This window comes from Fibrobacter sp. UWB11, from assembly GCF_900143015.1.
Lineage (GTDB): Bacteria > Fibrobacterota > Fibrobacteria > Fibrobacterales > Fibrobacteraceae > Fibrobacter.
Genome location: NZ_FSRT01000002.1, coordinates 781,433 through 807,474 on the forward strand (window position 1 = coordinate 781,433; position 26,042 = coordinate 807,474).

General features: G+C 49.6%; 38 protein-coding genes and 1 tRNA gene. 4 read left to right on the forward strand and 35 right to left on the reverse strand.

Annotation, left to right across the window (positions count from 1 at the left end; all coding sequences use genetic code 11):
• Positions 1–49 precede the first annotated feature (49 nt).
• Together BUQ91_RS11730 and BUQ91_RS11735 are read left to right on the forward strand one after the other, a co-directional pair.
• Positions 50–928, forward strand: a complete 879-nt coding sequence (locus tag BUQ91_RS11730) for an MBL fold metallo-hydrolase (protein WP_074209414.1) — start codon at positions 50–52, stop codon at positions 926–928.
• A 162-nt stretch (positions 929–1,090) separates the two neighbouring features.
• On the forward strand, positions 1,091–1,501 hold the full coding sequence (locus BUQ91_RS11735) for a hypothetical protein (RefSeq protein WP_254842343.1): 411 nt from the start codon (positions 1,091–1,093) through the stop codon (positions 1,499–1,501).
• 102 nt (positions 1,502–1,603) lie between these two features.
• On the opposite strand, the gene BUQ91_RS11740 is transcribed toward BUQ91_RS11735, so the two are convergent.
• The 3 genes from BUQ91_RS11740 to BUQ91_RS11750 form a co-directional block, all read right to left on the reverse strand.
• The gene (locus tag BUQ91_RS11740; RefSeq protein WP_074209416.1) at positions 1,604–2,395 is read right to left on the reverse strand and encodes a YggS family pyridoxal phosphate-dependent enzyme; all 792 of its coding nucleotides are present in this window, start codon (positions 2,393–2,395) and stop codon (positions 1,604–1,606) included.
• A gap of 103 nt (positions 2,396–2,498) precedes the next feature.
• The gene (locus BUQ91_RS11745) at positions 2,499–3,026 is read right to left on the reverse strand and encodes a hypothetical protein (protein WP_074209417.1); all 528 of its coding nucleotides are present in this window, start codon (positions 3,024–3,026) and stop codon (positions 2,499–2,501) included.
• Position 3,027: 1 nt separating this feature from the next.
• Positions 3,028–3,486 carry a hypothetical protein gene (locus BUQ91_RS11750; protein ID WP_074209418.1) on the reverse strand — a complete coding sequence of 153 codons (459 nt, stop codon included), beginning with the start codon at positions 3,484–3,486 and terminating at the stop codon, positions 3,028–3,030.
• 95 nt (positions 3,487–3,581) lie between these two features.
• Between BUQ91_RS11750 and BUQ91_RS11755 the strand changes: the two genes are divergently transcribed.
• Entirely contained in the window at positions 3,582–4,196 is a 615-nt protein-coding gene (locus tag BUQ91_RS11755; RefSeq protein ID WP_074209419.1) for a hypothetical protein, read from the forward strand.
• A gap of 47 nt (positions 4,197–4,243) precedes the next feature.
• Here BUQ91_RS11755 and lon read toward each other — a convergent pair whose 3' ends face one another.
• The 6 genes from lon to BUQ91_RS11785 all read right to left on the reverse strand — a co-directional run bounded on the left by lon (position 4,244) and on the right by BUQ91_RS11785 (position 10,681).
• Complete coding sequence (gene lon / locus BUQ91_RS11760; protein WP_074209420.1) at positions 4,244–6,586, reverse strand: endopeptidase La; 2,343 nt, start codon at positions 6,584–6,586, stop codon at positions 4,244–4,246.
• Positions 6,587–6,633: 47 nt separating this feature from the next.
• Positions 6,634–7,923, reverse strand: coding sequence for an ATP-dependent Clp protease ATP-binding subunit ClpX (gene clpX / locus BUQ91_RS11765; RefSeq protein ID WP_072830577.1), 1,290 nt, complete (start codon positions 7,921–7,923; stop codon positions 6,634–6,636).
• The gene (locus tag BUQ91_RS11770) at positions 7,923–8,513 is read right to left on the reverse strand and encodes an ATP-dependent Clp protease proteolytic subunit (protein WP_072830575.1); all 591 of its coding nucleotides are present in this window, start codon (positions 8,511–8,513) and stop codon (positions 7,923–7,925) included. Before BUQ91_RS11770 ends, clpX begins: the two co-directional genes overlap by 1 nt.
• Positions 8,514–8,525: 12 nt before the next feature.
• Complete coding sequence (gene tig, locus BUQ91_RS11775; protein ID WP_074209421.1) at positions 8,526–9,785, reverse strand: trigger factor; 1,260 nt, start codon at positions 9,783–9,785, stop codon at positions 8,526–8,528.
• Positions 9,786–9,830: 45 nt separating this feature from the next.
• A tRNA-Leu gene (locus tag BUQ91_RS11780) sits at positions 9,831–9,910 on the reverse strand.
• An 81-nt stretch (positions 9,911–9,991) separates the two neighbouring features.
• Positions 9,992–10,681 (reverse strand): class I SAM-dependent methyltransferase, encoded by a 690-nt coding sequence (locus BUQ91_RS11785; RefSeq protein ID WP_072830571.1) that lies wholly within the window; start codon positions 10,679–10,681, stop codon positions 9,992–9,994.
• On the opposite strand from BUQ91_RS11785, the gene BUQ91_RS11790 reads away from it, so the two are divergent.
• Positions 10,680–11,960, forward strand: a complete 1,281-nt coding sequence (locus BUQ91_RS11790) for an oligosaccharide flippase family protein (RefSeq protein WP_083601253.1) — start codon at positions 10,680–10,682, stop codon at positions 11,958–11,960. The genes BUQ91_RS11785 and BUQ91_RS11790 overlap by 2 nt on opposite strands.
• A gap of 151 nt (positions 11,961–12,111) precedes the next feature.
• Here BUQ91_RS11790 and BUQ91_RS11795 read toward each other — a convergent pair whose 3' ends face one another.
• From BUQ91_RS11795 to rpsS, 26 genes are all read right to left on the reverse strand, one after another.
• Positions 12,112–13,473, reverse strand: a complete 1,362-nt coding sequence (locus BUQ91_RS11795; protein ID WP_074209423.1) for an O-antigen polymerase — start codon at positions 13,471–13,473, stop codon at positions 12,112–12,114.
• 18 nt (positions 13,474–13,491) lie between these two features.
• The gene (locus BUQ91_RS11800) at positions 13,492–14,691 is read right to left on the reverse strand and encodes a GumC family protein (RefSeq protein WP_072830565.1); all 1,200 of its coding nucleotides are present in this window, start codon (positions 14,689–14,691) and stop codon (positions 13,492–13,494) included.
• Positions 14,692–14,694: 3 nt separating this feature from the next.
• Positions 14,695–15,876, reverse strand: a complete 1,182-nt coding sequence (locus BUQ91_RS11805) for a polysaccharide biosynthesis/export family protein (protein ID WP_074209424.1) — start codon at positions 15,874–15,876, stop codon at positions 14,695–14,697.
• An 80-nt stretch (positions 15,877–15,956) separates the two neighbouring features.
• A complete protein-coding gene (rplQ, locus tag BUQ91_RS11810; protein ID WP_072830561.1) occupies positions 15,957–16,430 on the reverse strand; it encodes a 50S ribosomal protein L17 in 474 nt (157 codons plus the stop codon).
• A 2-nt stretch (positions 16,431–16,432) separates the two neighbouring features.
• Positions 16,433–17,407, reverse strand: a complete 975-nt coding sequence (locus BUQ91_RS11815) for a DNA-directed RNA polymerase subunit alpha (RefSeq protein ID WP_015732009.1) — start codon at positions 17,405–17,407, stop codon at positions 16,433–16,435.
• Positions 17,408–17,425: 18 nt separating this feature from the next.
• Complete coding sequence (gene rpsK / locus BUQ91_RS11820; RefSeq protein WP_072830693.1) at positions 17,426–17,851, reverse strand: 30S ribosomal protein S11; 426 nt, start codon at positions 17,849–17,851, stop codon at positions 17,426–17,428.
• 26 nt (positions 17,852–17,877) lie between these two features.
• Positions 17,878–18,246 (reverse strand): 30S ribosomal protein S13, encoded by a 369-nt coding sequence (rpsM, locus tag BUQ91_RS11825; protein WP_014546096.1) that lies wholly within the window; start codon positions 18,244–18,246, stop codon positions 17,878–17,880.
• A gap of 9 nt (positions 18,247–18,255) precedes the next feature.
• Positions 18,256–18,372 carry a 50S ribosomal protein L36 gene (gene rpmJ, locus BUQ91_RS11830; RefSeq protein WP_014546097.1) on the reverse strand — a complete coding sequence of 39 codons (117 nt, stop codon included), beginning with the start codon at positions 18,370–18,372 and terminating at the stop codon, positions 18,256–18,258.
• A 27-nt stretch (positions 18,373–18,399) separates the two neighbouring features.
• Complete coding sequence (infA, locus tag BUQ91_RS11835) at positions 18,400–18,618, reverse strand: translation initiation factor IF-1 (protein ID WP_014546098.1); 219 nt, start codon at positions 18,616–18,618, stop codon at positions 18,400–18,402.
• Positions 18,618–19,979, reverse strand: a complete 1,362-nt coding sequence (gene secY, locus BUQ91_RS11840; protein ID WP_072830559.1) for a preprotein translocase subunit SecY — start codon at positions 19,977–19,979, stop codon at positions 18,618–18,620. Before secY ends, infA begins: the two co-directional genes overlap by 1 nt.
• A complete protein-coding gene (rplO, locus tag BUQ91_RS11845) occupies positions 19,979–20,419 on the reverse strand; it encodes a 50S ribosomal protein L15 (protein WP_072830557.1) in 441 nt (146 codons plus the stop codon). Before rplO ends, secY begins: the two co-directional genes overlap by 1 nt.
• Before the next feature lies 1 nt (position 20,420).
• Positions 20,421–20,600, reverse strand: a complete 180-nt coding sequence (gene rpmD, locus BUQ91_RS11850; RefSeq protein ID WP_073442653.1) for a 50S ribosomal protein L30 — start codon at positions 20,598–20,600, stop codon at positions 20,421–20,423.
• Positions 20,601–20,613: 13 nt separating this feature from the next.
• Positions 20,614–21,096 (reverse strand): 30S ribosomal protein S5, encoded by a 483-nt coding sequence (gene rpsE / locus BUQ91_RS11855; protein ID WP_015732010.1) that lies wholly within the window; start codon positions 21,094–21,096, stop codon positions 20,614–20,616.
• An 11-nt stretch (positions 21,097–21,107) separates the two neighbouring features.
• The gene (gene rplR, locus BUQ91_RS11860; protein WP_072830555.1) at positions 21,108–21,479 is read right to left on the reverse strand and encodes a 50S ribosomal protein L18; all 372 of its coding nucleotides are present in this window, start codon (positions 21,477–21,479) and stop codon (positions 21,108–21,110) included.
• Positions 21,480–21,488: 9 nt separating this feature from the next.
• Entirely contained in the window at positions 21,489–22,028 is a 540-nt protein-coding gene (gene rplF, locus BUQ91_RS11865) for a 50S ribosomal protein L6 (RefSeq protein WP_072830691.1), read from the reverse strand.
• 2 nt (positions 22,029–22,030) lie between these two features.
• Positions 22,031–22,426 (reverse strand): 30S ribosomal protein S8, encoded by a 396-nt coding sequence (rpsH, locus tag BUQ91_RS11870; RefSeq protein ID WP_072830553.1) that lies wholly within the window; start codon positions 22,424–22,426, stop codon positions 22,031–22,033.
• Positions 22,427–22,439: 13 nt separating this feature from the next.
• Positions 22,440–22,625 carry a type Z 30S ribosomal protein S14 gene (locus BUQ91_RS11875; RefSeq protein WP_014546106.1) on the reverse strand — a complete coding sequence of 62 codons (186 nt, stop codon included), beginning with the start codon at positions 22,623–22,625 and terminating at the stop codon, positions 22,440–22,442.
• Positions 22,626–22,634: 9 nt separating this feature from the next.
• Positions 22,635–23,174, reverse strand: a complete 540-nt coding sequence (gene rplE, locus BUQ91_RS11880; RefSeq protein WP_014546107.1) for a 50S ribosomal protein L5 — start codon at positions 23,172–23,174, stop codon at positions 22,635–22,637.
• Positions 23,175–23,183: 9 nt separating this feature from the next.
• On the reverse strand, positions 23,184–23,480 hold the full coding sequence (gene rplX, locus BUQ91_RS11885; protein ID WP_072830551.1) for a 50S ribosomal protein L24: 297 nt from the start codon (positions 23,478–23,480) through the stop codon (positions 23,184–23,186).
• Entirely contained in the window at positions 23,480–23,848 is a 369-nt protein-coding gene (gene rplN, locus BUQ91_RS11890) for a 50S ribosomal protein L14 (protein WP_015732011.1), read from the reverse strand. Before rplN ends, rplX begins: the two co-directional genes overlap by 1 nt.
• A gap of 20 nt (positions 23,849–23,868) precedes the next feature.
• On the reverse strand, positions 23,869–24,123 hold the full coding sequence (gene rpsQ / locus BUQ91_RS11895; protein WP_015732012.1) for a 30S ribosomal protein S17: 255 nt from the start codon (positions 24,121–24,123) through the stop codon (positions 23,869–23,871).
• A gap of 17 nt (positions 24,124–24,140) precedes the next feature.
• Positions 24,141–24,332, reverse strand: coding sequence for a 50S ribosomal protein L29 (rpmC, locus tag BUQ91_RS11900; RefSeq protein ID WP_014546109.1), 192 nt, complete (start codon positions 24,330–24,332; stop codon positions 24,141–24,143).
• Positions 24,332–24,745 (reverse strand): 50S ribosomal protein L16, encoded by a 414-nt coding sequence (rplP, locus tag BUQ91_RS11905; protein WP_014546110.1) that lies wholly within the window; start codon positions 24,743–24,745, stop codon positions 24,332–24,334. Before rplP ends, rpmC begins: the two co-directional genes overlap by 1 nt.
• Positions 24,746–24,747: 2 nt before the next feature.
• Positions 24,748–25,407, reverse strand: a complete 660-nt coding sequence (gene rpsC, locus BUQ91_RS11910; RefSeq protein ID WP_014546111.1) for a 30S ribosomal protein S3 — start codon at positions 25,405–25,407, stop codon at positions 24,748–24,750.
• Positions 25,408–25,409: 2 nt separating this feature from the next.
• Positions 25,410–25,760 carry a 50S ribosomal protein L22 gene (rplV, locus tag BUQ91_RS11915; RefSeq protein WP_014546112.1) on the reverse strand — a complete coding sequence of 117 codons (351 nt, stop codon included), beginning with the start codon at positions 25,758–25,760 and terminating at the stop codon, positions 25,410–25,412.
• The gene (gene rpsS / locus BUQ91_RS11920) at positions 25,760–26,041 is read right to left on the reverse strand and encodes a 30S ribosomal protein S19 (protein WP_072830549.1); all 282 of its coding nucleotides are present in this window, start codon (positions 26,039–26,041) and stop codon (positions 25,760–25,762) included. The genes rplV and rpsS overlap by 1 nt, the downstream gene beginning before the upstream one ends.
• Position 26,042 lies beyond the last annotated feature (1 nt).

Below are 26,042 nucleotides of genomic sequence, written 5' to 3' on the forward strand. Positions count from 1 at the left end.
AAAGGCATTGTCATCCTGGAGCCGAAGGCGATAGGAACCATAAGAGAAAATGAAAATTAAGATTCTCATAGACAACATCAGCGGTTTTGCAAATAGCAGTTACACTTGTGATTCCTGCACAGCCGAAGCTCCACAAAAACAATTAAAGGGTGAATGGGGGCTTTGCGTCTACACCGAATTCAACGGCAAACGCATCTTGCTCGATACGGGAGCGTCCACGCAGTTCGCGAAGAACGCCGCACTCATGGGGATTGACATTTCCAAAATCGATGCAGGCGTCTTGAGCCACGCGCATTATGACCATGCGAACGGCATGCAAGAATTTTTCAACAAGAATAACCACGCCAAATTCTACTTACGCGATGCCGCTCGCGAAAACTGCTATCACACGCACAAATTCTTAAAGTTTTTCACGTATCAAGAATACATCGGCATCCGCAAAGGCACGATCAAAAAGAACGCTGACCGAATCGTATTCGCAAAAGGGGATTGCGAAATTTTTCCGGGAGTCACGCTCGTCGGTCACAAGACTCCACACCTCGATGAAATTGGCAAGCGCACCCACATGAGCGTCAAGGAAAACGGCAAATACCGCCCCGACAGTTTCGACCACGAACAAAGTCTAGTCTTTGACACGCCCAAGGGACTATTCATCATGAATAGTTGCAGTCACGGTGGTGCAGACAATATCGTCAAAGAAATCGAAGCGACATTCTCCGGCAAACAAATTTATGCCATCCTCGGCGGATTCCATCTATTCCGCACACCTGACGACCGCGTAAATGCATTCGCTGAACGCCTCCGCGAATTAAACGTCCAAAAAATTTATACAGGGCATTGCACTGGCCAGCGCGCCTACGACATTTTGCACGATATACTCGGCGATAAAGTCGAACAAATGCACACCGGCATGGAAATCGAAGTGTAAAACGCAATAAATTACACATACCATCTTTTATTTATTCTAATTTATCATTTAAAACAGATTTCTATTAACAAGGTATTACCTATGAAAAAACTATTTGCAGTTTTACTCGTCCTGTTCGCCGCAACACTTTCCTTTGCACAGGGTCAAGTACACAAACTTACCATGGACAGAGGATTCTTTACAACAGACTACACCATTGATGGTCAAGAAGTCGATAGCGATGCTTTTGAAAGAGAACTCACCAATGTTCCAGAAGCTATCAGCAAGTGGAACACAGGTAACACGATGAGATATATTTCATGGGGAGCAGCATTCGGTGGTGGATTTCTCTTAGGCTACGGAATTGCAGAAGGTTCCGGCTACCAAGCTCCAGAAAGCTATAAAATGAAAGTACTTGCGGGTGGAGTAATCATTGTTGCAGCATTAATTGTCGAACACATCGGCAACTGCAAAAAAGACGATGCCGTCGATATCTACAACCAAAAAATCGGCACCATCACAAGCAATAATTCGTTTAGCATGGGAATCATTCCGACTGAACAAGGCGGCATCGCTCTAGCATTCAATTTCTAAATAAAATAACAATTAAAATAATTGCGCAAAAAATTTTGATGCAAAATGACAAGCCCTATCGCAACAACGATAGGGTTTTAAATTTGTATTAAAGCAAATAAATTACACTGGATCGTTCACCGGTTTGCTGTAATCGCGTTCGCCAAACAAGGCTGTTCCCACGCGAATCATCGTAGAGCCTTCTTCAATTGCAACTTCCAAATCAAGCGTCATGCCCATCGAAAGTTGATCGAACTTTGCAAAGGCGCCACCTTTCGCAAGGAACTTGTCGCGCAATCCACGCAAGAACGCAAAGCATTCGCGGCTGTCTTCAGGAACGCCCGTATTCTTGCCAATCGTCATGAGACCGCGGAAACGCAAATGCGGGAAGTTTTCGCTCTTGCCATCGGCAGCTGCGCCTGCGCGCTTTTCTAAATCTTCAAGGAAAGCTTCGGCTTCGTGAACATCCAAGCCGCTCTTCGTTTCTTCTTCGCCAGCATTCACCTGGAATAAAATATCAAGAACTTTGCCCTGACCATTTGCAGCTGCCGCACAAACCTTCTCCAACTTTTCCACTGCTTCGATACTTGCAATGGAATGGATGCAGTCGGCCACAAGTGCCGCCTTCTTGAGCTTGTTACTTTGCACCGGGCCAATCACGTGGCAACGCACGCGGCTTCCGTCCTTTGCCGTGCGCGGTTCAGAAAATTTGAGTTCCGCTTCTTGCACGCGGTTTTCGCCAAAGTCCGTTGCACCCAAAGCAATCGCATTTTCCACAGCTTCTGCCGGGTGGAACTTGCTCACCCACACAAGCTTAACCGAATCACGGCTGCGGCCCGCAATCTTGCAAGCCTCGCCAATCCTTGCTTCGAGAGCTGCAAGGTGCTCGCGCATTTCATCAAGAGTAAATTCCATAGAGCATTAAGGTCGGCCGCTTGCACGACCTTTGAGTTGCGGGGTCGCACCGGCGGCGCTTTGAGGTTAATTATTAAGCAGAAATTAGAAATTTTTCAACCCATCATAAAAACCAAGGCAATGCAATCAACGTACCAATCGCAAATACGACTGTATAACCGACTAGTAAAAATTTAGGCGATCTTTTCTTAAGTCCATCACCGCAACAATAAGTCAAAAGTTCCATATTTAAAAATGCGTACGCCACAATTGCCATATTCAATATAATCAAAGGAATCAGTATAATCCACACTATATTTCCCAATACAGCTGTAACTACTAATGGCCAAAAAGGTGTTGTCGCCAAAAAACATATTATAGATTTACTTTTCTGACGCTTCAAACAAAACAAATACAACAATGACAGTGGAATTCCAGCAAGGAATGGAAGATATAAGCTCGCAGCAAACTCGCCTATATAGTTAAAACTATCCAAATTCTCTCTGCCATAGGCATCATTAATGGCAACTTCCTTTTGATACCAAAACCACGGCAAACTAAACAGAACCATATTCATCAACATACAAATGATGACCGGCCATTTCTTTACCACAAATTTTTGTTCAATTTCAGGAGTTTCCGTATCAATCATTTCATTCCTCATTCATCGTTAAATCATCCTTAACTTCAATCGCGCAATCAGATATTGCATTCATGCTTCCTAAAACAATCACCAACGCCAACGGCCCAAAAATAACTACGATAATATTAAAAATCCACAATACAGCACTTAACAATAAAGGAATAGAAGGAATCATCGCCACCATAAGATATTTCATTTTGCTTATTGGACGTTTCCAAAGTCTGCGATAGAAAAGCACCAATGGCGCCCCAAACGATATCGGTAAAAAAGGACACAATACAATCGCCATCATAAAATCAGGTCCAATATCAGATTGACTCGGATCTTCTAAACCCATAAATCTTATATAACTATACGCAAAAGCAACTGCAAAAACAATCGCAGGCAAAAGTAAAAAAAACGCCTCCACAATCATAATGTGAATAACTTTCTTTTTTTCAAAAAAATATAAAGGCTTAGATTTTTGCATATTTTCCAAAATACAAAAATTACAACCCCCATTTCATCTAATTTGATTATATTACTTGTATAAATTATAATTGCGTTTTAAGGAGGATCTCAAACATGCGAAAAATTTTTTTGCTCCTACTCTTTTTCGCCTCGTTTGCTTCGGCCGGATTTTATTTTGACTTTACATTATCGCCAGTTATTCGGCATTTAGATGCAATCCACACAACTTCACAATCACAGTACCCAAATTACAACGATGAATACCTTGGATACAATGGCATAGGCGGTCTTGTTTCAACGCGTTTCGGCGGTTTAATCAAGGGTGTTGTCGCCATTTACGGGAATATCGAACTTGAAATAACAAAAGGTGATGTCAACGGCTGGAACAAGAAAGAACGCAGCCTTTCCGTGTCTGGCAAGCGTCCTGGTTCTGCTTTCTTCGGAATGGGCCCAGGAGTAACCGTTTATCCATTTTTCAAATCAACTGAAAGTATTCAAAACTTTTATATATCAACCTCAATGAATATCGAAATCGGATCTGGCGGCGACATCGGTCTTCTAGGTGGCAACTATAGATTTGAAACGGGCTATTTGTGGCAATCATCCGAACTGTTCTATTCAGGTATCGCGATAGGCGCCGATATTCTCACTACAACTGACTTAGATACTCATATAAAAGACGAAAAAGGTTATTCCATCTGGATTGGTTTTAAATTTATTCGCAAATAGCAAAAAGGCCCGCTCACATCTCTGTGGCGGGCTCATTTTTCACTTAATTATGCTTTCTTCGCAGCCTTCGGCACTTTGAACAAAATCTTCACGATTTCGTCGATGTGCTTGTGCGGATAAATCTTGAGGCCTTTCTTTGCCGGTTCCGGGAGTTCAGCCACATCCTTCTTGTTGCCTTCGGGCAAGCGGAGTGTCTTTACGCCAGCAGCAAGTGCAGCAAGCGCCTTCTCGTTAAGGCCGCCAATCGGGAGGCAGGCGCCCGTGAGGCTCACTTCACCCGTAAACGCAATGTCCGGTGCAATCGGCTGCTTTGTAAACGCACTGAGCAAGCAGAGCGTAAGCGCGATACCTGCAGAGGGGCCATCCTTCGGCACGGCACCTTCCGGCACGTGAATATGGATGTCGGTCTTTTTCACAATCGCGGGATCAATGCCAAAGCGCTGCAAGCGTTCACGGACAAGTGAAACGGCAATCTGTGCCGATTCCTTCATCACGTCGCCAAGCTTACCGGTCAAAATCAATTGACCCTTGCCGCTCAAGAGCATACATTCAATAGGCAAAATTTCGCCACCGACACTTGTCCAGGCAAGGCCAGTCACAACGCCCGGGCGACCCGGTTCCGGCAACTGGTTGTCAAGGAAACGCGGAGCTCCAAGGTAATCGTGGAGAACCTTTTCCGTCATTTCCGGCTTGAATTTCTTGCCCATCACAATGTCTTTTGCACGATGACGCACCGCATTTTCAAGCACACGTTCAAGCTCGCGAACGCCGGCTTCGCGCGTCCAGCCGCGCATCACGGAACTAATCATTTCGTCGCTAAAGCTAATTTGTTCATCAAGCTTCACGCCGGTGCGTTCGCAAATGCGCGGGAGCAAATACTTGCCTGCAATCTGCAACTTTTCATGCGGATAGTAGCCCGGCAAGCGCACAATTTCCAAACGGTCGCGCAAGGCTTCGGGAATTTCGCTTTCACTGTTTGCAGTCGCAATGAACAAAACACGACTCAAGTCAAGCCCCACTTCCATAAAGTGGTCCGTAAAATCGTGATTCTGTTCAGGGTCCAAAACTTCGAGCATGGCACTTGCGGGATCACCTCTAAAGTCACTTGCCATCTTGTCGATTTCGTCAAGCAAAATGACAGGGTTCATGCACTTTGCACGGCGCAACGCATGAATGAATCGACCCGGCATGGCACCGATATAGGTACGGCGATGTCCGCGAATTTCGGCTTCGTCACGCACGCCACCAAGCGTAATGCGGACAAAGTTACGCTGCATGGCCGCAGCAATAGATTCCACGAGCGTCGTCTTGCCCACGCCTGGAGGGCCCACAAGGCAAAGAATCGGAGCGCGGCGTTCCGTACCGGTAAGCTTCAGCACGGCCACGTATTCCATAATGCGTTCCTTGACCTTGTCCAAACCAAAATGCTTGGAGTCGAGTTCCGCCTTTACCTTCTTCATGTTGAGAACGGTATCGGTGTAAACGCCATAAGGCATGGAAAGGAACCAGTCCACATAATTGCGGCTCACCGCATATTCCGGTGACGTCGGCTGCATCATGCGCATGCGGCTGATTTCGTCTTCGAGCTTTTCTTCAATCGCCTGGCTAAACTTCTTGGCCTTGATTTTCTTGAGCAACTGATCCGGTTCCGAAGAGTTACCGTTTTCGCCATCCAGTTCATCTTGCAGCTGGCGGATCTGTTCCGAAATAAACCATTCCTTCTGCTGTTGCGCCATCTTCTGGCGAACATTCTGCTGCACGCGAATCAGTACATTCTCATTTTCTTGAGCCACCTGCATCAAGCTAATCAAACGCTCTGCAAGCGCATCAATCGTTTCCATCTCCAAAAGCGCCTGCTTCTCAGAAAGCGAAATCGAGAGGAACGGAATCATCCCGTAAAAAGCGTTGATGTGGCTATCCATCGTAAAGAGCGCTTCGACCATGCCCTCGGCGATATTCCTATGCATCGCGTATTCGCGGAACATGTTCAGCACATCTTCAAACTTTTCGCACTTATCTTCGGCCTTAACAAAACGTTCCCTGGCAGAAACAGTCACCTGCAAAAATCCATCGCGCAAAATAATCGAACGGAGATCCACCACCGCATCGCCTTCCAAGACGACCTTTACACAGCCGTTCGGGAACGGGGTCACATTCGCCACGCGAGCAATCACGCCCACCGTATAAAGGTCGAGCATCGGATTGTCGAGCGATTCCTGTTCCACGTTTTTCTGTGCAACCAAGATAATTTCATTGTTATGGTTCTCAGCAAATTCCAAGGCGCGAAGAGACATCTCGCGACCTACCAAAATGCGTCTCGTCGTCAGCGGAAAAACAACAGCATCCCTCAGCGGGAGCAACGGATACGTTTTATTAAAGTCAAAAGCCATATTATAAAATTAGTAAACCTCGCAAAGTTGCGAGGTAATGAGGTTGTCTAGGCGACGCTAGTCTTTGATTTCTTGGAAGCCCCGCCACCCGAGGTAGGTTTAGAATAAAGGCTTTCCTTTACCATCTCGACTGTTACGGTAAACGTTTTTTCACCAGAACCCGGCATCTTGAACATAGCCTGCTGCAATACACGCTCCATCACGGAACGCAGCCCACGGGCACCCGTCTTGCGGGTCATCGTCTCGCGGACAATTTCCTTGAGGGCTTCGTCTTCGAATTCGAGCTTGATGTTGTCCATAGCGAACAAGCTCTTGTACTGCTTGACAAGCGCATTCTTCGGCTGAGTCAAAATGTTCATGAGAGCATTTTCGTCGAGTTCTTCGAGCGCAACAGCAATCGGCAAACGACCGACAATTTCCGGGATAAGACCGAACTTGATCAAGTCTTCCGGTTCGAGCTGCTTAAAGAGTTCGCTCAAGCTGTTTTCGCTAGCCGTGTGGATTTCGGCACCAAAGCCCATACCACCCTGGTTCACGCGCTGGGAAATAATCTTGTCCAAGGTTTCAAAGGCGCCACCGCAAATGAACAAGATGTTTCTCGTGTTCACCTGCACAAGCGGCTGTTCCGGATGCTTACGGCCACCCTTCGGCGGCACAGACGCAACTGTACCTTCCAAAAGCTTCAAGAGACCCTGCTGCACACCTTCACCGCTCACGTCGCGGGTAATAGAAGGGTTAGCAGTCTTACGCGCAATCTTGTCGATTTCATCGATAAAGATAATGCCGCGTTCAGCCTTTGCCACATCGTAATCGGCAGCCTGCAACAAGCGCACGATAATGCTATCAACGTCTTCGCCCACATAGCCTGCTTCAGTCAAAACGGTAGCATCGGCAATCGTGAACGGCACGTCCAAGAAACGGGCCATCGTCTGGGCCAACAAGGTCTTTCCCGAACCGGTCGGGCCAACCAAGAGCAAGTTCGACTTTTCAACATCGACATCGTCCTTGGACTTATGAGTCTGCTTGTAGCGAAGACGCTTGTAATGGTTGTAAACGGCAACAGAAAGCGCCATCTTTGCACGGTCCTGTCCAATGACAAAATCGTCCAGGTGCGCCTTAATTTCGGTCGGGAGCGGAAGCGGCTTCGAGGAAATTTCCTTAGCTTCCTGTTCCTGTTTCGTACGTGCAAGGTCTTCTTCCAAGATACGGCTGCACATGCGTATGCAATCGCTGCAAATATACGCACCGGCACCGGTAATCATCTTTTCGACCTGTTCTGCCGGCTTTCCGCAAAAACTGCAACTCACCGCCGGGTGGTTTTTCCCACTACGATACATTAAATACCCTCTTTACGCGGCACAAAAATTTCGTCGATAACACCAAAAGCCTTTGCTTCTTCGGGGCCCATGTAAAAGTCGCGGTCCGTCTTTTCGCGGACTTCGTCGACAGCCCTGCCGGTGTGCTTAGCGACAATTTCGGTAAGGGTATCCTTTGTACGGATAATTTCCTTTGCGGTAATCTGAATATCTGTAGATTGACCGGTAGCAGCACCCGACGGCTGGTGCAACATGATGCGGGAATGCGGGAGCGCATAACGCTTGCCCTTCGTACCTGCAGCAAGGAGCACGGCGGCCATCGAAGCACAACTACCAATGCAGATGGTCGCGATATTCGGACGAACATGCTGCATGGTATCATAAATGGCAAGCCCTGCCGACACGTAACCGCCCGGGCTGTTAATATACAGCGTGATATCCTTTTCCGGATTCTCGTATTCTAGGAAAATCAACTGGGCCATGACATTATTTGCCACTTCGTCGTTAATCGGAGTGCCCAAAAAAATGATACGTTCCTTGAGAAGTCTGGAATAGATATCGTAAGCGCGTTCGCCGCGCCCGGTAGTTTCAATGACGGTAGGGATGAGCATTTATTCCTCTTATTACTTTGTTTCTTCAGCAGCCGGACGGATACCGACGATGAAGTCAGCGGCCATCTGGAAGCGAAGTTCGTCGCGCAGCTGGTTGATACGGCCAGACTGACGGAAGTGGTTCTTCAAGTTTTCGAATTCCACGTGGTAAGCGTTAGCCATCTGCTGGAGGCGTTCGTCAACGAGAGCCTGCGTCGGCTTGATCTTTTCCTTCGTGGCAACGAATTCGAGAATGCGGTGCTTCTTGATTTCGCGGACTGCTTCGCCGGAGAGTTCATTTATCTGTTCTTCGGTCGGTTCCACAACGTCCTTTTCGCTCTGGGCATTGCGGTTGAGCGTCCACTTGATGAGGTCGTAAATACGAGCCTTCGGCACTTCGAACGGGTTAGCTTCGATGAGCTTGTCGATAGCTTCGTTGATGGACTTGTTCTTTGCAGCGTCCTTCTTCTGGGCAGCGAGGCTTTCAGCGAGGTTGTTTCTCAAATCAGCTTCGTCCTTCACGCCAATCTGCTTGCAGAATTCTTCGTCCAAAGTCGGCGGAACGATTTCGCGAACGTCCTTGATTTCGACGTTGAACTGAGCGGTCTTGCCGCGGTAGCGTTCGTCCTTGTGGTCATCCGGATACTTGAAGTTGATTTCCTTCTTGTCGCCGGCCTTAGAACCCATGAGGCCTTCGTCGAATCCCGGAGAAGCGGATTCACCGAGGAGAGAACGGAATTCCTTGTTTTCCGGAAGTTCCTGCTTTTCACCGTCGATAACAACTTCGATATAGTCACCAACAACAACGTCACCCTTCTTGGCTTCGCGGTCAACGTGTTCGTCCTTGCTCCACATCTGCATGAGGCGGTCGAATTCAGCCTGGACTTCTTCTTCGTGAACGGCAGTAGCCGGAACGGTGATACCCGTGTCTGCGTAACCCTTGATATCGATTTCCGGATCAACTTCGACTTCGACCTTCAGTGTGATGTCGCTCTTTTCGTCGTCGTTGAATTCCTTCACGACCATCTTGCCAACCGGAATGATATTTGCGCCCTTGAGCGTTTCCTGAACGATAGAGTTCACGATATCATCGACAGCTTCGTGACGGATGGAAGGTCCGAACTGCTTCAAGATCATGGACTTCGGCACTTGACCCTGGCGGAAGCCCTTCAAGGCGACCTGCTTCTTGTACTGAGAAAGCTTCTTTTCGAACGGAACCTTGAGATCACCCTGCGGGATTGTAATTTCAAGGGTGCGCACGGTTGCGCTTGTTTCTTTGATTTCAGCGGACATATAGACTCCGGTATACGGTTGTTAAAAAGGTGATAAAAAAAGAACTGCGAGGGGTGGGAGTCGAACCCACACACCGAAGTACCAGATCCTAAGTCTGGCGCGTCTGCCAATTCCGCCACTCTCGCGATTTCAAGACCAAAGATACAAAAAATTGCAAAAAGTTATTCTGTTTTTTTCCGTAAATAGCCTTTTGCAACAGCCAAGAATCACCTTTTTTCTATAACACCGTAAAAACGGGACGGGTAACGCTTCGGAATAAGGCCCAGCTTGTTGAGCACGCGGAACGGGAGCATTAGGAGGAATCCGAGCGGCCCCGTAAAGCAGTTGCGTAAAAGCTTGATGCCCGCCCCCGGGAACAAGTAGTCGCCCATCGTAAGGCTATACTCCACACCGAGGCCATCCAAAAGCAGCTTCATTTCATCGTACGAAAAATGCGACAGGTGGTCCGATACTGCGATATGCGCATACGTGAGTCCGCTTTCAAACAAAGTGTCAAAATCGTTCGTGCACGGGAGCGAAAAAAGCACACGCTTTTTTGCCGCCCCGATTGCAGCCTTCAAGAACTCCACCGGATGCGGAACATGTTCCAAAACCTCAATCATCATGACCGTATCGGCCAGATTTTCCTGAAGTGGCTCACCCGGTTCAAGCAATTTTGTCTTGAGCCCATTCTTGTCGGCAACAGCAAGCGATTCTTCGTTGATATCGGCAACCGTCGTATCAAAGCCAGCCTTCTTCAATTCGAGCGAGTAAGCGCCTCTGCCACCACCGAGATCGAGCACCGTTTCCCCGCGAACCTCGCGGAGCAAAAACTCGACCAGCGGCTTGTGAGCCTCCCCCGGCATAGCCGGCGGACCCGGAACGAAGAAAGAACTTTGACCTTGCAATTTACCCATGGCTGGAAATATAGTAACTAAGTTCTTTTTTATCTTTACATCAATGTTTCAGGCGTTCCGCAATATCAAAATCGGCGTATTTATCGCGTTCGTGAATCTCCTTATCCAAGGAATTTCATTTTTTGTACAGAATTTCATTGCACGGAACCTCGGAACCGCCTCCTACGGGCACTTTGGACTCCTCCAGACCGACTATTCGATTTTCTGCGCCATCGCCGACTTCGGCATGACCACCCTCATCCTCGCTTTTTTTGCAGGACGCGCCACAAAAGGGACGCTTTTCAGGAGCATCCTGCAACTGCGGCTTTTTTCAGCCGTGGCAGCAGCTCTCCTCATGATCGCATTCGCGTTCTCGTTCCGCTACAACCATCCGATTTTTTACGGCGAACTGATTTTCACATTTGGGCTCGTGTTCCAGCATGCATTTTTCGACTGGTACTTCATCTGCGGAAAATTCTGGAAACGCCTCTTTGTCTCGAAACTCCTGCACACGATTTCGTATTCCGTGGTCATGGGCATCACACTGCTCTACTTCAAAGCAGAACGCATTGAACTGATTGCGCTTGCAATGGTCCTTGCCGCCCTCCCCGCATTCTTCTACGGCGTCACGCAGGCGTTCCACGCGCACCTCCTGAAAATCACGCGCCGTACGTTCCGCTTTATCGCACTCATGGTCAAAGCGGGCATTCCGTATGCCATTTCGAGTTTTGCCGCATTCGCCTACTTGCCCATCGGGCTTTATGTCGCCGACAAGTTCGCCAGTGCCGAATTCCTCGGCTGCTACAATTTCGGGCACAAGATTCTCGTGCTCTGCTCGGGCATCATGGTGCACTTCATCTCGTCAAACCTCATCACACTCCACGCCTCGCACGACAAAGACCTTCACCTCAAAGACATCGCGGTATTCACGCTGTTCATCGCAATTTGCTCTTCGCCCCTGTGGCTACTTCCATCGTGGATTTTAAAGATTCTCTTCTTTGCCGCCCCGTGGACCGAAACTACGCTACAAACAAGCGCAAGTATTTTACAGATACTTTCGTTCTCGCTCATTTTCCAGGCTGCACGTACCACGCTCATCTCGACACTCCTCAAGGAACATGCCACACGCGCCTACGCCATCATGGTGAGCATCGGCGGAGCTTCGAACGTCATCGCCTGCGGCCTTGCCGGAATGTATCTCGAAAATGCAATGATTCCGCTATTCGCCCTCACAGGCGATCTTGTGATTACCGCAATCTTGTTCGGGTATTTTATCCGCAACAGCAGAATCCGCTGGTAAGGCAAGCATCAGGCCTAGCCAAACAACGGCAACAAAAATTCATAAATACAGTAGCCTAAAGCAACGATAAATAACAATATCACAAAATGCCGCCAATTGAGCAGCATAGACAATAGGTCTGTCAAAACATCTATAAAAAAGCTCATAAGCTCTACGTTCTGCTTACCGCTACTTCACATTCAGTGCTTGTCGATTTTGTGTCTACCTCGTTACCCACAACATCAGGGTCTGCCGGCAAAATAGTGCGGCCGCTGCTGACAGTACAGACAAAGAAAAAGAACGACATCCACACCCAATACATACTTTGTTTATAACCGGTCGTAAAGTTCCACAGGATAATCCACATCATGAACGTTGCCGAGAGCAACAGCATAAACGGATTTTTCGCCACAGCCATCTTGTGGTAACAGAACGTAAAGAGCACGCCAAAGAAGAACGGCAACAAGAATATTCCGGGCAGCCCAAAATCCTTGTAGGCGTCCCACAAATAAGGAATCGTGTTGAGGCCCGGGTATTTCACGATACTCTCGTTAAACGGAGTATCCCATCCAAAGCTCTGCTGCAAGCCATCGCCAATGTGCATCAAGTGTGTCACGCCAAAGAACGCATCGATACCGTACGTCCAATCATGTTCAGGGATATCGCTCATGCGGTTGAACGCGTAATCCAGATTCCAGTAGTTGTTCGCCACATACTTGTACGGGAGCAGCGCCACTTCCTTTGCAATCTTGCTATCGGTAATGTCGGAGTTCCCATATTGCCCCTTGAGCGATGCAACCCCCACAAAAAAGATGACAACAAATACAGTCACCACCGCAAGCGAGCGCCACGAAAACCGCCCGCGCAAGTAGTTGAACAAAATCATGAACATGCCAAGGCAGAGCATGTTGATACCGCGGCTCGGGTACGTCGCAAACGAAAGAAGAATTGTGAACAGCACCATAAAGCGCGACGCGTAGCGTACCCAGCGCACCGGGTTCATGGACTTGAACGACGCCACTGCAAAAAGCCCGACCACCATCGCACCCGACGTAAAGAAGTCTGCGTACTTGAGCACGTCGTTATCCTTACCCGTGAGCCACTGCGACGGATTATCCGTCAATAGCACAAGGTTCCCGGTCACAGAAATCACGCCAAGCACACCCACAAAGAAATATGCGAACGCCGAAAAACTCAAGAAGAAATGACAGACCCAATTGTACTCGCCGTGAACTTCAAGCTTTTTCTGCAACGGAGGTCCACCAGCCGATTTCCACGCGAAATCCGTCACATAGCAACCGACCAAAAAGCAGAACATGCCGCCGCCCCACACGAGCCACGTCGAATAATAGAAATCCGACATCATCGGCAGGAACTGTAAATACGAGACGCCAAGCATCACCATCTGCACCAAGAAGTACAGAGTCGACGGACGGAAAAAATCTTCCTTGAAAATGGAGATAAGCACCAGGGCAACGATGGCAAGCGCAAACATCACGCTCGACTCTGGATAAGCAAACAGCATCTCCATCATGCCCAGACGCTCCAAAAACTATTTATGCCAAAAGCAGACTTTCTTGACGAAAAAATCCCACTCGGCTGCAGTACGGCCATTCGTGCGACTTTCCGAACGCATGTATTCGACAAAGTTACAGAGAAGCGTTGCCAAGAAAAACGAGAAGAACACCGTGAACACAAGGATAAGCCCGCGCTTCGGAGAAATCTTCTTGTCGTTTTCCCAAGGCGGTTCAAGCACATGCAAGTTCGTGAGCATCTTTGCTTCTTCCAAGCGCATCTGCTCGCTCTGCTGGCGCAGCACCTTGTACATTGCTTCCTGAATGCGAATTTCCGCTTCGCGTCTCAGGTATTCCGAATAAAGTTCCGGAGATCTCTTGAGTTCCAAAAGACCGATGTTGCTGTGCTTACCCTTGAGCGCTCCGCCAAGAGCAGAATTCACACCCTTGGAACGCTTCAAAAGTTCCTGGTAACGCTTGCTGTTTTCGCCGCGGTCGAGCTTTTCAAAATTCATCTCAATGCCGACTTCTTCGCGCATGGCCTGCAATTCGCTCAAGTACTTGATCGTAGCCTCGAGTTGCACACTCGGTTCATAAACATTGTTCTTCACCTGGAAATCGACAAAATTGGCAATTAAGGAGTCAAGCACGTGTTCGCAAGAATCCAACCTTGACTGGAAATATTCCCTAGACTGGCGGGCCTGCTTCGTCTTGAACGCATTGAATGCCGAATCAGCCTTTACGAGCATAAAGTTCACGACATCGACCGCAAGCTTTGCATCCGTGTCCTTAAAATAGATGGAAAGCATGTCTTCCTTGTTCATCTCAAGGCCAAAGTTCTTGCGGAACTCCTTCAGCAAGTCAGCATGGAACTTACTCTTGAACTTGTAGTGTTTCGCAAGGTCATACTTCGCAATCACCTGGTCGTGCAATTCCCATGAATTGAGAATCGTCCACACGGCGTTCACATCTTCGTTATCCATAGATAAACCGAGAAGCGAACTCATACCCGAACCACCCATAAGCCCGCTAAGCGCACCCGCCATAGGCTGCGTCGATGCAGGAGGCGTCACAATTGCCGAAGCAGCATACTTAGGTTTCACGACCCACATGACCATGACAAAAGCGACAATGGTCGGGATAAGTACAAACGCAGCAACAAACTTGAAATGCTTCAAGTCGTTATTCAGAATCCGCAAGCAGATTTCAACAAAACCGATAGAATCTTGCTTTTCCATAAATTACTTGTTGTAGGTGACGTAAATGATGAATGCAGACGAAATCACGCTCAAGAGAGATGCCATGAACAACGTAAAGTCCTTGAACGATTCGTAATGGCTCTTGGGAATTTCGATATAGTCTCCCGGCAAAATCGGGTCAGTCGCTACGTTAACCGAAATAGCCTTGGGCTTTTCACCACGCCAAACCTTGACCTGGTCCCACGAACCTGTATTTGTATTGACACCGCCCGAAGCAATGTAATCAATCGCATGCCATGTCGGGTTGTAAGCGTAACGCCCGATATAGTTCACGGCACCACCGATATACACGAAAAGTTCCTTCACAAAAAACTCGACTTCCGTATTCGGCGCGACCGTAGTCGTCTTCATGTCGGCAAGCGTAATCCAGCGCGGTTCCTTATCCGGTTCACGCACGCACACTGCCTTGTAGCCGTAATTATGCATCCTGTTTGCACCGGCAAGGTCAAAGTAATCCGCAAGGGTCCTTTCCGGGCTATAAGCAACACTAGTCCTGTACCCAGGGAACATCAAGCTCACGTTATCGCCCATCGGAACAAAAGGAATAAACACCTTGTCGCCCTGTTCCAGCATAATGTCATTGTTAAAGTCGCCATTCGTGGTCATCGCGGTATAATCCACATGAATCGTATCCTTGCCGCGAATCACCTGGACATCCTGGGTATTTGCATTCGGGAGCGGATTTCCGATAGAGCGGATGAACAAACTAAGCCTTGTCTGGGGTTCCACAATATGCTGGCCAACAAGCCCTACAGCGCCCATAGCGTTCACGCGGAACTTCTTGAGGGCTGCAAGCTGGACAAAGCAATATTCGCGCTTGTAGCGCTTGGAAACAAGGTCCAAAATAAGCTTCTGCGCCTCGCCGAATGTCTTTCCGCCCACATTGACGGCACCACATTCTTCGATAGCCACGCTTCCATCCGGGTATATCTGGATAGAAAGATACTTGTCCTCGAGCATCAGGTCCAGAAAGTCGCCAGGACCAAGCACATAGCTAGAGTCCACCGCCATTTCGGCGTACATCGGAGTCAGGGATGCTGCACCACGTGTAGATGAACCTTCACCAAGAACGAGACTTCTTGCAGACGCAGAATTTCCGAACATGGAATCAGAAGCGAATGCACACACACACGCCAAAAACAGATAGACAAAAAAAGAACGCATAGGTAGTATAATAATACAAAAAAAAAGGGCACTCAGCATTAACCGAGTCCCTTTTTAAAAGCGGTTGACCGTTTTTGATCTTAGTTAGCGGACTTGCCTTCGCCTTCGACCATGTCAACAGCAGCGTCAGCCTTAGCAGCCGGAGCAGCCTTCTTGGCCTTTGCAACGATTTCGTCTTCGACGAGACCGATCAAAGCCATTTCAGCAGCGTCACCAGCGCGGTTCGGGCCGAGCTTCAGCACGCGAGTGTAACCACCGTTGCGGTTAGCATAACGCGGACCGATCGTGTTGAACAAATCCTGGAGAACCTTCGGGTCCATAATGAAGCGAGCAGCTTCACGACGTGCAGAAAGGTCACCCTTCTTTGCGTAGGTAATCATGCGTTCGACAGCACCACGGACAAGCTTAGCCTTGTGGAGAGTGGTACGCACATAGCGCTTGTTCTGATCCGATTCCATGCCCTTACCGATGATGGAAGTAGTGAGGGCGCGGAGGATGGCACGCTTGTGTTGGGCGTTAACACCCAGTTTCTTGTTTTTTACACCGTGTCTCATGTTTAATCCTTCAAGTAATCATCGACGTCCATGCCAAACGAAAGGCCCATCGACGTCAACACCTCGTTAAGTTCAACCAAGGACTTCCTACCGAAGTTCTTGTATTTGAGCATATCGTTTTCCTTGTTGCGAACAAGCTCGCCAATAGTATGGATATTTGCCATACGGAGGCAGTTGCTGGAGCGAACGGAAAGTTCCAGATCGTCCACGCGCATACGGAGGAGGTTAGCGATACGCTGACGTTCTTCATCCATTTCGAGTTCTTCAGGAGATTCGAGATCGCCTTCGAAGTTGATGAAGATTTCCAAGTGATCCACAAGAAGCTTTGCAGCATATGCAAGAGCGTCTTCCGGGTCAATGGAACCGTCTGTTGTAATTTCAAGTTCCAGACGGTTGTAGTCCGTCTTCTGACCAACGCGGGTATCGCTGATGTGCATTGCGACTTTCTGAACCGGGTTGAAGTTCGCATCCATGGCGATAACGCCAATCGGAGCGTCCTTATCCTTGAGTTCGTCGGCAACAACATAACCACGACCGCAGGAGATCTTCACGTCCATCGACAACGAAGCGTTACCGTTCAATGTCGCAATGTGAACATCCGGAGTCAGGATAGTGACATTTGGATTGTCCATAAAGTCCTTGGCCGTGACTTCGCCATCACCGGACATGTCCAGGTGAAGGGTTTCGTCGTGATCAGACAGGAGCTTTACACGGATGCTCTTGAGGTTGAGGATAATGTCAGTGACATCTTCCTTCACACCCGGAATCGTCGAAAATTCCTTGTCAACGCCTTCGATTTTCACGGAGACAATAGCCGCACCCTGCAGAGAGGAGAGGAGAACGCGACGGAGAGCGTTACCGAGGGTGATACCCCAGCCACGTTCCAAGGCTTCTACGACAAACTTGGCGTAGCGGCCATCTTCGCCGGTTTCCACTTTCTGGAAGCTGCGCGGCATCTGAAGTGATTTCCACATCATTGGCGATACCTCTTTGGATTAAATTCTTCTCTTCTTTTTAGGACGGCAACCATTGTGCGGGATGCCCGTCACGTCTCGAATAGAGAGAACTTCGAGGCCCGCATTCTTGAGAGCGCGGACGGCAGATTCACGGCCGCCACCAGCACCCTTAACGCGAACGTCCACCTTGCGCATGCCGAGATCGAATGCCTTGTGGGCAGCGGTTTCAGCGGCAAGCTGGGCTGCAAACGGCGTGCTCTTGCGGGAGCCCTTGAAACCGGAGTTACCCGGAGAACCCCAAGCGACCACGTTGCCGCGAGCGTCGGTGATAGAAACGATTGTATTGTTGAAGGAAGCGAACACGCAGGCGATACCCTGGATGTCAATGCGCTTCTTGCCCTTCTTAACCTTGACTTCTTCAGCAGCAGCCGGAGCTTCAGCAGCGGCAGCAGCAGTTTCCTTGATTTCTTCTTCAGCCACGATGATACTCCTTACTTCTTCTTGTTAGCCACAGTCTTCTTGGGGCCCTTACGTGTGCGGGCGTTGGTGCGGGAACGCTGACCGCGGACCGGGAGGCCCTTGCGGTGGCGGATGCCGCGATAGCAGCCAATATCCTGCAAACGCTTGATGTTCAAGGTAACTTCTGCGCGGAGCTGACCTTCCACAGAGTATTCATCTTCCAAAAGATGACGAATCTTACCTTGTTCTTCTTCAGTCAGGTCGTCACACTTCTTGTTCTTGTCAATGCCCAGCTGAGCACAGACCTTGTTAGCGGTGAACAGACCGACACCATAGATTGCCGTCAGACCGTATTCAACAGTCTTGTTTTTCGGTAAATCGACACCAGCGATACGTGCCATACGATCTCCTTATCCCTGCTTCTGCTTGTGACGGGGGTTCTTCGAACAGATGATGCGCAATACACCCTTGCGACGGATGATCTTGCAGTTTTCACATCTGGGTTTGATGGAGGCTTTGATTTTCATAGGTTTGACCTTCTTTTGTAATACCTATTACTTGTAACGGTAAGTAATTCGCCCGCGATTTAAATCGTACGGGGAAATCTCGACCAACACTTTGTCGTCCGGCAAAATTCTAATAAAATGCCGGCGCATTTTTCCTGAAACATGGGCCAGGATTTCGTGACCATTTCCAAGTTGAACACGGAAGAAAGCGTTGGGAAGAGCTTCCAACACAACGCCTTCTACTTGTATACCTTCTTCTTTAGCCACTAGGATGCCATCCTGCCGCGAATGCGGCCACGTTTCAAGAAACCTTCATAGTTTTTGGTATGCAACTGGGCTTCGAGCTGACGAAGAGTATCCAGAGCAACACCTACCACGATTAGGACCGAGGTACCCCCAATATAGAAACTCATATTGAGAGCGTCTTTCAAGTGCAGGGGAACAACGCTGATTAAAGCGAGGTAGAGGGACCCTGGCAATGAAATTCTGGTCAAAACATGGTCAATGTATTCTGCTGTCTGCTTACCCGGACGGACTCCCGGAATAAACCCACCAGACCTCTTGAGATTTTCGGCAATGTCGTTCGGGTTGTACTGGATTGCCGTGTAGAAGTAGGTGAAGAATATGATGAGGAGTGCATCTACTACGCTGTAGGAGATGTGACCCGGAATAAATGCAGAAGCAAAAGCCTGCATCGCAGATACGTTCGGGAACCAAGATGCAACCATTGCTGGAATGAACATGATGCAGCTTGCGAAGATCACGGGAATCACGTTAGCGGTGTTCACCTTGAAAGGCAAATAGCTAGCCTGACCACCCAAGACCTTGTTTCCGACGGTCCTGCGAGGACTTTGGAGTGGAATGCGACGGGTCGCCTGCTCGACGAAAACGATAAACCCGACAATCACAACCACGATGGCCAAGATAAAGACCTCGATCGCAAGGGGCTGGATGCCTTCGCTAAACATTTCCCATTCGGCTAAGATGGCTCTCGGAAGGCCACCGACGATACCGGCGAAAATTATAAGAGAAATACCGTTACCCACACCGTGCGAGGTAATCTGCTCGCCAAGGTACATCAAGAAGATGGTACCTACGGTGAAGGTTAACGTAGCAAGGAGACGAAAGCCGAAATTACCGAGTCCGGACGAGAAGTTATCGGAGAGAACCGAGATTCCCGTACCAGCGGCTGTCGTCACCTTGAGGTTAGAAAGCCACATAGAAATGCCCCATCCCTGCAAGGCAGAAAGAACTACCGTGAAGTATCGGGTATACTGATTCAGCTTTGCGCGACCTTCCTGACCCTCTTTCTGGAGCATCTGGATGGCAGGAATCACCGAACCCATTAACTGGATGATGATGCTTGCGCTGATGTACGGCATGATACCGAGGGCAAATACAGTTGCTTTCGCAAATGCACCGCCGGTAAACGAGTCGTACAGGCCAAACAAGTTATTCGAATTTTTGAAGTATTCTGCGAGAACCGCAGCGTTTACTCCGGGGATGGAGATGTGAGCGCCAATACGGTAGACGATCAGGAGACCGAGCGTGAAGAGAATCTTCTTGCGCAGATCCGGAATCTTAAACGCATTGACGAACGCATCGATGGCTTTCTTGAGTGCTTCCATTAGATGATCTCAACTTTGCCGCCAGCAGCTTCAATAGCAGACTTTGCCTTTTCGCTGATAGCGTTAACCTTTACGTTGATAGCCTTGTCGATAGAACCAAAAGCGAGGACCTTGACCGGCAGTTCGACGCTCTTGATGAAGCCGAGGTCGAAAAGGACCTTGGCGTCAAATTCAACAGCGCTGACAGCGGCGAGCTTCTTCAGGTTCACGATCTGGAATTCAACACCAGCGTGCTTGAAGCCGCGCTTCGGGATACGACGGTGAATCGGCATCTGGCCGCCTTCGAAAGCGACGCGACCGGCCTTAGCGCTCTTACGAGCACCAGCACCCTTCTGACCACGACCGGCAGTAGTGCCCCAGCCAGAGCCCGGACCACGACCAATGCGCTTGCGGCTCTTGCCCTTGGCAGCCTTGCCAGGATTGAGAGTATTGAGTTCCATCTTAGATCTCCTCGACCTTGACCATGTCCTTCACGGCATTGATCATGCCAGCGATGGACGGAGTCAGATTGTGTTCAACAGTTTGTCCGATCTTGCGGAGGCCGAGTGCAGCCACGTTAGCGCGGTGCACCGGAAGGCGACGGACGATACCCTTGATCAAAGTAATACGAACTTTCTTCATTAGGTATTACTCCTTAGGCTTCAAAACCACGCAACTTGGCGCAGTCCTGTTTGTTCTTCTGAGAAAGCAGGCCTTCCAAGCAAGCACTTACGACAGTGCTCGGATTAGAAGAACCGTGAATCTTCGTGAGGATGTTGCGGACACCGGCGAGTTCGAGAACAGCACGGGCAGCAGCACCGGCGATAACACCAGTACCCGGAGCAGCCGGCATGAGGAGGATGCGGGTAGAACCGCTCTTCACTTCGATGTCGTGCGGGATAGTGCCATCAAGGAGCTGGACTTCCACGATGTTTCTCTGAGCGGCTTCGGTACCCTTACGGATAGCTTCGGAAACTTCCTTAGCCTTGCCGAGACCGACACCGACCTTGCCGTTCTTGTTGCCAACGACAACGAGAGCGGAGAAGGACATGCGACGGCCGCCCTTAACGGTCTTAGCGCAACGGTTGATGTGTACAACCTTGTCTTCAAATTCAGAAACTTGAGCTTCGCGTTCCAAAGTGTACCTCACTAGAATTTGAGTCCGCCTTCACGAGCTCCCTCAGCGAGAGCCTGAACGCGACCGTGATAGATGTAACCGCCGCGGTCAAAGACCACGGATTCAACGCCCTTGGACTTGGCGACTTCAGCAATCTGGAGACCGAGCTGCTTAGCCTGTTCGGTCTTCGTCATTTCACCAAACTTGCCCTGGAATTCCTTGGAAGCTGTAGTGACCTGAGCGACAGACTTGTTGTTTTCGTCATCAAAAATCTGGGCGACCATGTGAGACAAGGAACGGCGAACAGCCAAACGAGGGCATTCTGCAGTTCCGACAACAGACTTACGTACGCGTTCGTGGCGTGCGATTCTGGACTGGATTCTTTTTTTAGCAATTGCAGTCATAGTTTACCCTTATTTACCTGTCTTCTTACCTTGCTTGCGACGGACAATTTCGCCAGCGTACTTGATGCCCTTGCCCTTATACGGTTCAGGCTTGCGGTACTTGCGAATTTCTGCTGCAGCTTGGCCGACCTTCTGCTTGTCGATGCCGGAGATCGTAATCTTCAGCGGATCAACAGCCTTCAGTTCAACGCCTTCCGGAGCCTTGAAGATCACCGGATGAGAGAAACCGAGGACGAGGTTCAAATCCTTACCCTTCTGTTCTACGCGGTAGCCCACGCCAACGATTTCGAGAGTCTTCTGGAAACCCTTGGTGACGCCTTCGACCATGTTATTGACGAGAGCGCGAGTGGTGCCGTGCATAGCGCGGGTGAACTTTTCATCGTTCGGGCGGGTGAAGGAGAGCTTATCGCCATCGAGATTGATGGAAATGAGTTCGTGAACGTTAGTTTCGAGCTTACCCTTCGGGCCTTCAACCTTGATGTTCTGACCATTGACGGCGACTTTAACGCCAGCCGGGATAGTGATAATAGCTTTACCGATACGGGACATCTTTACCATACCTTTGCGATGACTTCGCCACCCACCTTCTGTTCGCGGGCTTCGTGGTCAGTCATGACACCTTTAGATGTGGAGATGATTGCATAGCCGAGGCCATTGCGAACGCGCGGAAGCTTGGCCACGTCAACGTAGTGACGAAGACCCGGCGTAGAAACGCGCTGGAGGCCCTGGATAGCGGATTCGCCCTTCGTGTAACGGAGGAGGACCTTGAGGATGCCCTGCTTACCGTCATCAACGACGACGAACTTTTTAATGAAACCTTTTTCCTGCAACACACGTGCAATATCACGCTTCAGATTGCTGGCAGGAATGTCCACCACGGGGAGCTTTGCCGTAGAGGCATTGCGGATACGGGTGAGCATATCGGCGATAGGATCTGTCATTGCCATGAGTATACTCTCCTTACCAAGACGACTTTGTGATACCGGGGATTTCGCCGGCGAGTGCCATTTCGCGGAAGCAAATACGGCAAAGGCCAAAGCGGCGCATAAAGGCGTGCGGCCTACCGCAACGCTTGCAACGGTTGTACCCACGAACGGTATACTTCGGAGTACGCTTGCATTTTTCAATCATTCTTCTGCTTGCCATGGTATTACCTTACTTCCTGAAGGGGAGTCCAAGTTCTTCGAGAAGGGCGCGACCTTCATCGTCCGTCTTAGCGGAGGTGACGAAGGAGATGTCCATACCGAAAGTACGGGAAATCTTGTCGATATCGATTTCAACGAAGATCGTCTGTTCCTTGATGCCGAGGGTGAAGTTACCCATGCCATCAAAGCCACGGCGTGCGAGACCACGGAAGTCACGGACACGCGGAAGGTCGATGTTGATGAAACGATAGAGGAAGTCCCACATGTTGTCGCCATGAAGGGTGACCTTAGCACCGATGCCGATACCTTCACGGAGGTGGAAGTTAGCGACAGCCTTCTTAGCGTTAGTGACAATAGCCTTCTGACCGGTGATAGCAGTGAGAGTGTCAGCAGCTTCGTCGAGAATCTTGCGGTTCTGGGAAGCGGCGCCCACGCCCATGTTGAGCACGATCTTTTCGAGACGCGGAATCTGCATCACGTTCTTGTAGGCAAACTTTTGCTGCAAGGCCGGAACGACCTTTTCGAGATAGAATTGCTTCATCTGGTTCATTACGTTACCTTACACAGCCTTTCCAGTTTTAACACTGGTACGAACGCCCTTCTTACCCTTTTCGCGAACGATGCGGGTACGAACGGGAGTGTTGCCTTCGAGAAGCATCACGTTGGAAATGTGAATCGGCATTTCCTTTTCAACGATGCCACCAGTCTGATTGGTCTGGGACGGCTTTTCGTGACGCTTGCGGACGTTAACACCCGAAACGGTCACCTTGTCGCCCTTGACACTGATCACGGTGCCGGTCTTTTTATTAGCACCGGAAATCACCTTGACGATATCATTCTTCTTGATGTTAGCCATTAGAGAACCTCAGGTGCGAGGGAGATGATCTTCATGTACTTCTTGTCACGGAGCTCACGAGCCACCGGTCCAAAAATACGGGTTCCACGCGGTTCGCCATCCTTGTTGATGAGAACCACTGCGTTGTCGGAGAAACGAATGAACGTTCCGTCCGGACGTGCGATTTCTTTTGCTGTGCGGACGACAACGGCGTCGGCCACGGAACCCTTCTTCACCTTGCTCTGGGGGATAGCGTCCTTAACGGCTACCTTGATGACATCACCGATGCTAGCATAGCGACGGTTTGTGCCACCCAAAACACGGATGCAGGCGACTTCCTTGGCACCACTGTTATCGGCCACGACGAGTCTGGTTTCTTCTTGAATCATATTCGCCTTACTCCAGGAGTTTACTTCTTCTTTTCCACAATGCGGACGAGGCGCCAGCGCTTCGTTGCAGAGAGGGGACGAGTTTCCATGATTTCAACCAAGTCGCCTTCTTCGGCTTCATTCTTTTCATCGTGAGCCTTGAGCTTGCTGGTCGTAGTCATGATCTTGTTGTACATCGGGTGACGCTTGCGGTTTTCGACCACAACCGTAATCGTCTTGTCCATCTTGTCGGAAGAGACGATACCCTGCTTGACTTTACGAAGGTTTCTTTCCATTTCCTGCTCCTGCCGGCTTATGCCTTGGCCTTTTCGCTGAGGATGGTCTTGATTCTGGCGATGTCCTTGCGGGCAGCTTGAATCACAGAGGGTTTTTCCAAATTACCGAGCTTCGCAGTCATGCGGTAATTGAACAAATCGAGATTCAACTGAGCCAGTTTTTCCTTGAGCTGGTCAACGCCCAGTTCTTTCAATTCACGTGCTTTCATTAGATCTCCGATTCTTCGATGATTTTGCACTTAAGGGGGAGCTTCTGAATTGCGACATGGAGAGCTTCCATGGCAAGTTCACGTTCAACACCACCCATTTCAAAAAGGATGCGACCCGGGAGGATTACGGCTGCCCAGAATTCGACTGCGCCCTTACCCTTACCCATACGGGCTTCTGCAGGGTGACGGGTAATCGGCTTATCGGGGAAGACGCGGATCCAAACGCGGCCACCACGCTTGATCTTACGAGTCATGGCGATACGAGCAGCTTCGATCTGACGAGCGGTGAGCCAGCACTTTTCAAGAGCCTGGATACCGAATTCGCCAAAGGCGATATAGTTGCCACGAGAGGCGACGCCCTTCATGCGCCCTTTCATTTGCTTACGATGCAATGTTCTTTTCGGACTCAGCATAATTACTTCTCTCTCTTGTTGTCGTTCATGACGTCCTTACCAATCTTTTCACCGTGCATGATCCACACCTTGATACCGATGGCACCATAAACGGTCTTAGCGATGGCAGTTGCGTAGTCGATGTCAGCACGAAGAGTGTGCAGAGGCACGCGGCCTTCAGCATACTTTTCAACGCGTGCAATTTCAGCACCGCCGAGACGGCCACCGCACTGCACCTTGATTCCTTCAACGCCCATGCGCATAGCGGACTGGATAGCGCGCTTCATGGCACGGCGGAAAGAAATACGCTTTTCGAGCTGGCGAGCAATGTTTTCAGCCACGAGCTTGGCATCAGTTTCCGGACGCTTGATTTCGTGGACTGCAATATAGATTTCTTTACCGGTGAGGAACTGGAGTTCGCCCTTCAAACGTTCCAATTCTTCGCCCTTTTTACCGATAACGATACCCGGGCGAGCGGTATAGAGGTTAACGTTCACCTTCTTGACGGTACGTTCGATGCCGACCTTGGAAAGGGAGGCATGTTCGAAACGCTTCATCAAGTAGCGACGGAGCACGATATCTTCATAGAGAAGATCGGCAAACTTGTCTTCGGCATACCACTTGGATTCCCAACCGCGGATAACGCCAAGACGAAGACCATTAGGATGAGTTTTGTGACCCATTATTAATTCTCCTTGTCTGCGACAACGACGGTGATGTGGGAGAGCGGCTTTTCGATACGGAAAGCACGGCCCTGGGAACGCGGGTGAATACGCTTCATGATCGTACCACCATCAGCGGTGATGGTCTTGATCACGATTTCTTCGGCGGAAACCGGAGCGGCGGACTTCTGCTTCAAGTTAGCGACAGCGGACTTGAGAGCATTTTCAACCAGCGGAGCACCCTTGGTCTGCGTACGGAGGATGGAGAGCATCGCGAAGGCTTCGCTGACGGACTTGCCACGAACGAGGTCAACTACGCGACGGAGCTTGCGAACGCCGTAACGGACGTTTTTAACTTTAGCAACAGCTTGCATTATTTCTTGCCTCCAGCAGTTTCAGTCTTGCGGTGACCGCGGAAAGTACGGGTCAGAGCGAATTCGCCGAGCTTATGGCCAACCATGTTTTCGGTGACATAAACCGGAAGGAACTGCTTGCCGTTATAGACGGAGAAAGTGAGTCCGACCATATCCGGGACGATTGTGGAACGACGGGACCAGGTCTTGATAGCCTGTTTCTTGTCGGAACCGGCCATCGCCTGGGCCTTGCTGAGAACGTGGGAATCCACGAACGCACCTTTCTTAAGGGATCTAGACATG

Coding starts and splice junctions, on each gene's coding strand:
- BUQ91_RS11730 (WP_074209414.1), top strand. CDS start 50: ATGAAAATTAAGATTCTCATAGACAACATCAGCGGTTTTGCAAATAGC.
- BUQ91_RS11735 (WP_254842343.1), top strand. CDS start 1,091: ATGGACAGAGGATTCTTTACAACAGACTACACCATTGATGGTCAAGAA.
- BUQ91_RS11740 (WP_074209416.1), bottom strand. CDS start 2,395: ATGGAATTTACTCTTGATGAAATGCGCGAGCACCTTGCAGCTCTCGAA.
- BUQ91_RS11745 (WP_074209417.1), bottom strand. CDS start 3,026: ATGATTGATACGGAAACTCCTGAAATTGAACAAAAATTTGTGGTAAAG.
- BUQ91_RS11750 (WP_074209418.1), bottom strand. CDS start 3,486: ATGCAAAAATCTAAGCCTTTATATTTTTTTGAAAAAAAGAAAGTTATT.
- BUQ91_RS11755 (WP_074209419.1), top strand. CDS start 3,582: ATGCGAAAAATTTTTTTGCTCCTACTCTTTTTCGCCTCGTTTGCTTCG.
- lon (WP_074209420.1), bottom strand. CDS start 6,586: ATGGCTTTTGACTTTAATAAAACGTATCCGTTGCTCCCGCTGAGGGAT.
- clpX (WP_072830577.1), bottom strand. CDS start 7,923: ATGTATCGTAGTGGGAAAAACCACCCGGCGGTGAGTTGCAGTTTTTGC.
- BUQ91_RS11770 (WP_072830575.1), bottom strand. CDS start 8,513: ATGCTCATCCCTACCGTCATTGAAACTACCGGGCGCGGCGAACGCGCT.
- tig (WP_074209421.1), bottom strand. CDS start 9,785: ATGTCCGCTGAAATCAAAGAAACAAGCGCAACCGTGCGCACCCTTGAA.
- BUQ91_RS11790 (WP_083601253.1), top strand. CDS start 10,680: ATGGCTGGAAATATAGTAACTAAGTTCTTTTTTATCTTTACATCAATG.
- BUQ91_RS11785 (WP_072830571.1), bottom strand. CDS start 10,681: ATGGGTAAATTGCAAGGTCAAAGTTCTTTCTTCGTTCCGGGTCCGCCG.
- BUQ91_RS11795 (WP_074209423.1), bottom strand. CDS start 13,473: ATGATGGAGATGCTGTTTGCTTATCCAGAGTCGAGCGTGATGTTTGCG.
- BUQ91_RS11800 (WP_072830565.1), bottom strand. CDS start 14,691: ATGGAAAAGCAAGATTCTATCGGTTTTGTTGAAATCTGCTTGCGGATT.
- BUQ91_RS11805 (WP_074209424.1), bottom strand. CDS start 15,876: ATGCGTTCTTTTTTTGTCTATCTGTTTTTGGCGTGTGTGTGTGCATTC.
- rplQ (WP_072830561.1), bottom strand. CDS start 16,430: ATGAGACACGGTGTAAAAAACAAGAAACTGGGTGTTAACGCCCAACAC.
- BUQ91_RS11815 (WP_015732009.1), bottom strand. CDS start 17,407: ATGATGTGGAAATCACTTCAGATGCCGCGCAGCTTCCAGAAAGTGGAA.
- rpsM (WP_014546096.1), bottom strand. CDS start 18,246: ATGGCACGTATCGCTGGTGTCGATTTACCGAAAAACAAGACTGTTGAA.
- rpmJ (WP_014546097.1), bottom strand. CDS start 18,372: ATGAAAATCAAAGCCTCCATCAAACCCAGATGTGAAAACTGCAAGATC.
- secY (WP_072830559.1), bottom strand. CDS start 19,979: ATGGAAGCACTCAAGAAAGCCATCGATGCGTTCGTCAATGCGTTTAAG.
- rplO (WP_072830557.1), bottom strand. CDS start 20,419: ATGGAACTCAATACTCTCAATCCTGGCAAGGCTGCCAAGGGCAAGAGC.
- rpmD (WP_073442653.1), bottom strand. CDS start 20,600: ATGAAGAAAGTTCGTATTACTTTGATCAAGGGTATCGTCCGTCGCCTT.
- rplR (WP_072830555.1), bottom strand. CDS start 21,479: ATGACTGCAATTGCTAAAAAAAGAATCCAGTCCAGAATCGCACGCCAC.
- rplF (WP_072830691.1), bottom strand. CDS start 22,028: ATGTCCCGTATCGGTAAAGCTATTATCACTATCCCGGCTGGCGTTAAA.
- rpsH (WP_072830553.1), bottom strand. CDS start 22,426: ATGGCAATGACAGATCCTATCGCCGATATGCTCACCCGTATCCGCAAT.
- BUQ91_RS11875 (WP_014546106.1), bottom strand. CDS start 22,625: ATGGCAAGCAGAAGAATGATTGAAAAATGCAAGCGTACTCCGAAGTAT.
- rplE (WP_014546107.1), bottom strand. CDS start 23,174: ATGAACCAGATGAAGCAATTCTATCTCGAAAAGGTCGTTCCGGCCTTG.
- rplX (WP_072830551.1), bottom strand. CDS start 23,480: ATGGCTAACATCAAGAAGAATGATATCGTCAAGGTGATTTCCGGTGCT.
- rplN (WP_015732011.1), bottom strand. CDS start 23,848: ATGATTCAAGAAGAAACCAGACTCGTCGTGGCCGATAACAGTGGTGCC.
- rpsQ (WP_015732012.1), bottom strand. CDS start 24,123: ATGGAAAGAAACCTTCGTAAAGTCAAGCAGGGTATCGTCTCTTCCGAC.
- rpmC (WP_014546109.1), bottom strand. CDS start 24,332: ATGAAAGCACGTGAATTGAAAGAACTGGGCGTTGACCAGCTCAAGGAA.
- rplP (WP_014546110.1), bottom strand. CDS start 24,745: ATGCTGAGTCCGAAAAGAACATTGCATCGTAAGCAAATGAAAGGGCGC.
- rpsC (WP_014546111.1), bottom strand. CDS start 25,407: ATGGGTCACAAAACTCATCCTAATGGTCTTCGTCTTGGCGTTATCCGC.
- rplV (WP_014546112.1), bottom strand. CDS start 25,760: ATGCAAGCTGTTGCTAAAGTTAAAAACGTCCGTTACGGCGTTCGCAAG.
- rpsS (WP_072830549.1), bottom strand. CDS start 26,041: ATGTCTAGATCCCTTAAGAAAGGTGCGTTCGTGGATTCCCACGTTCTC.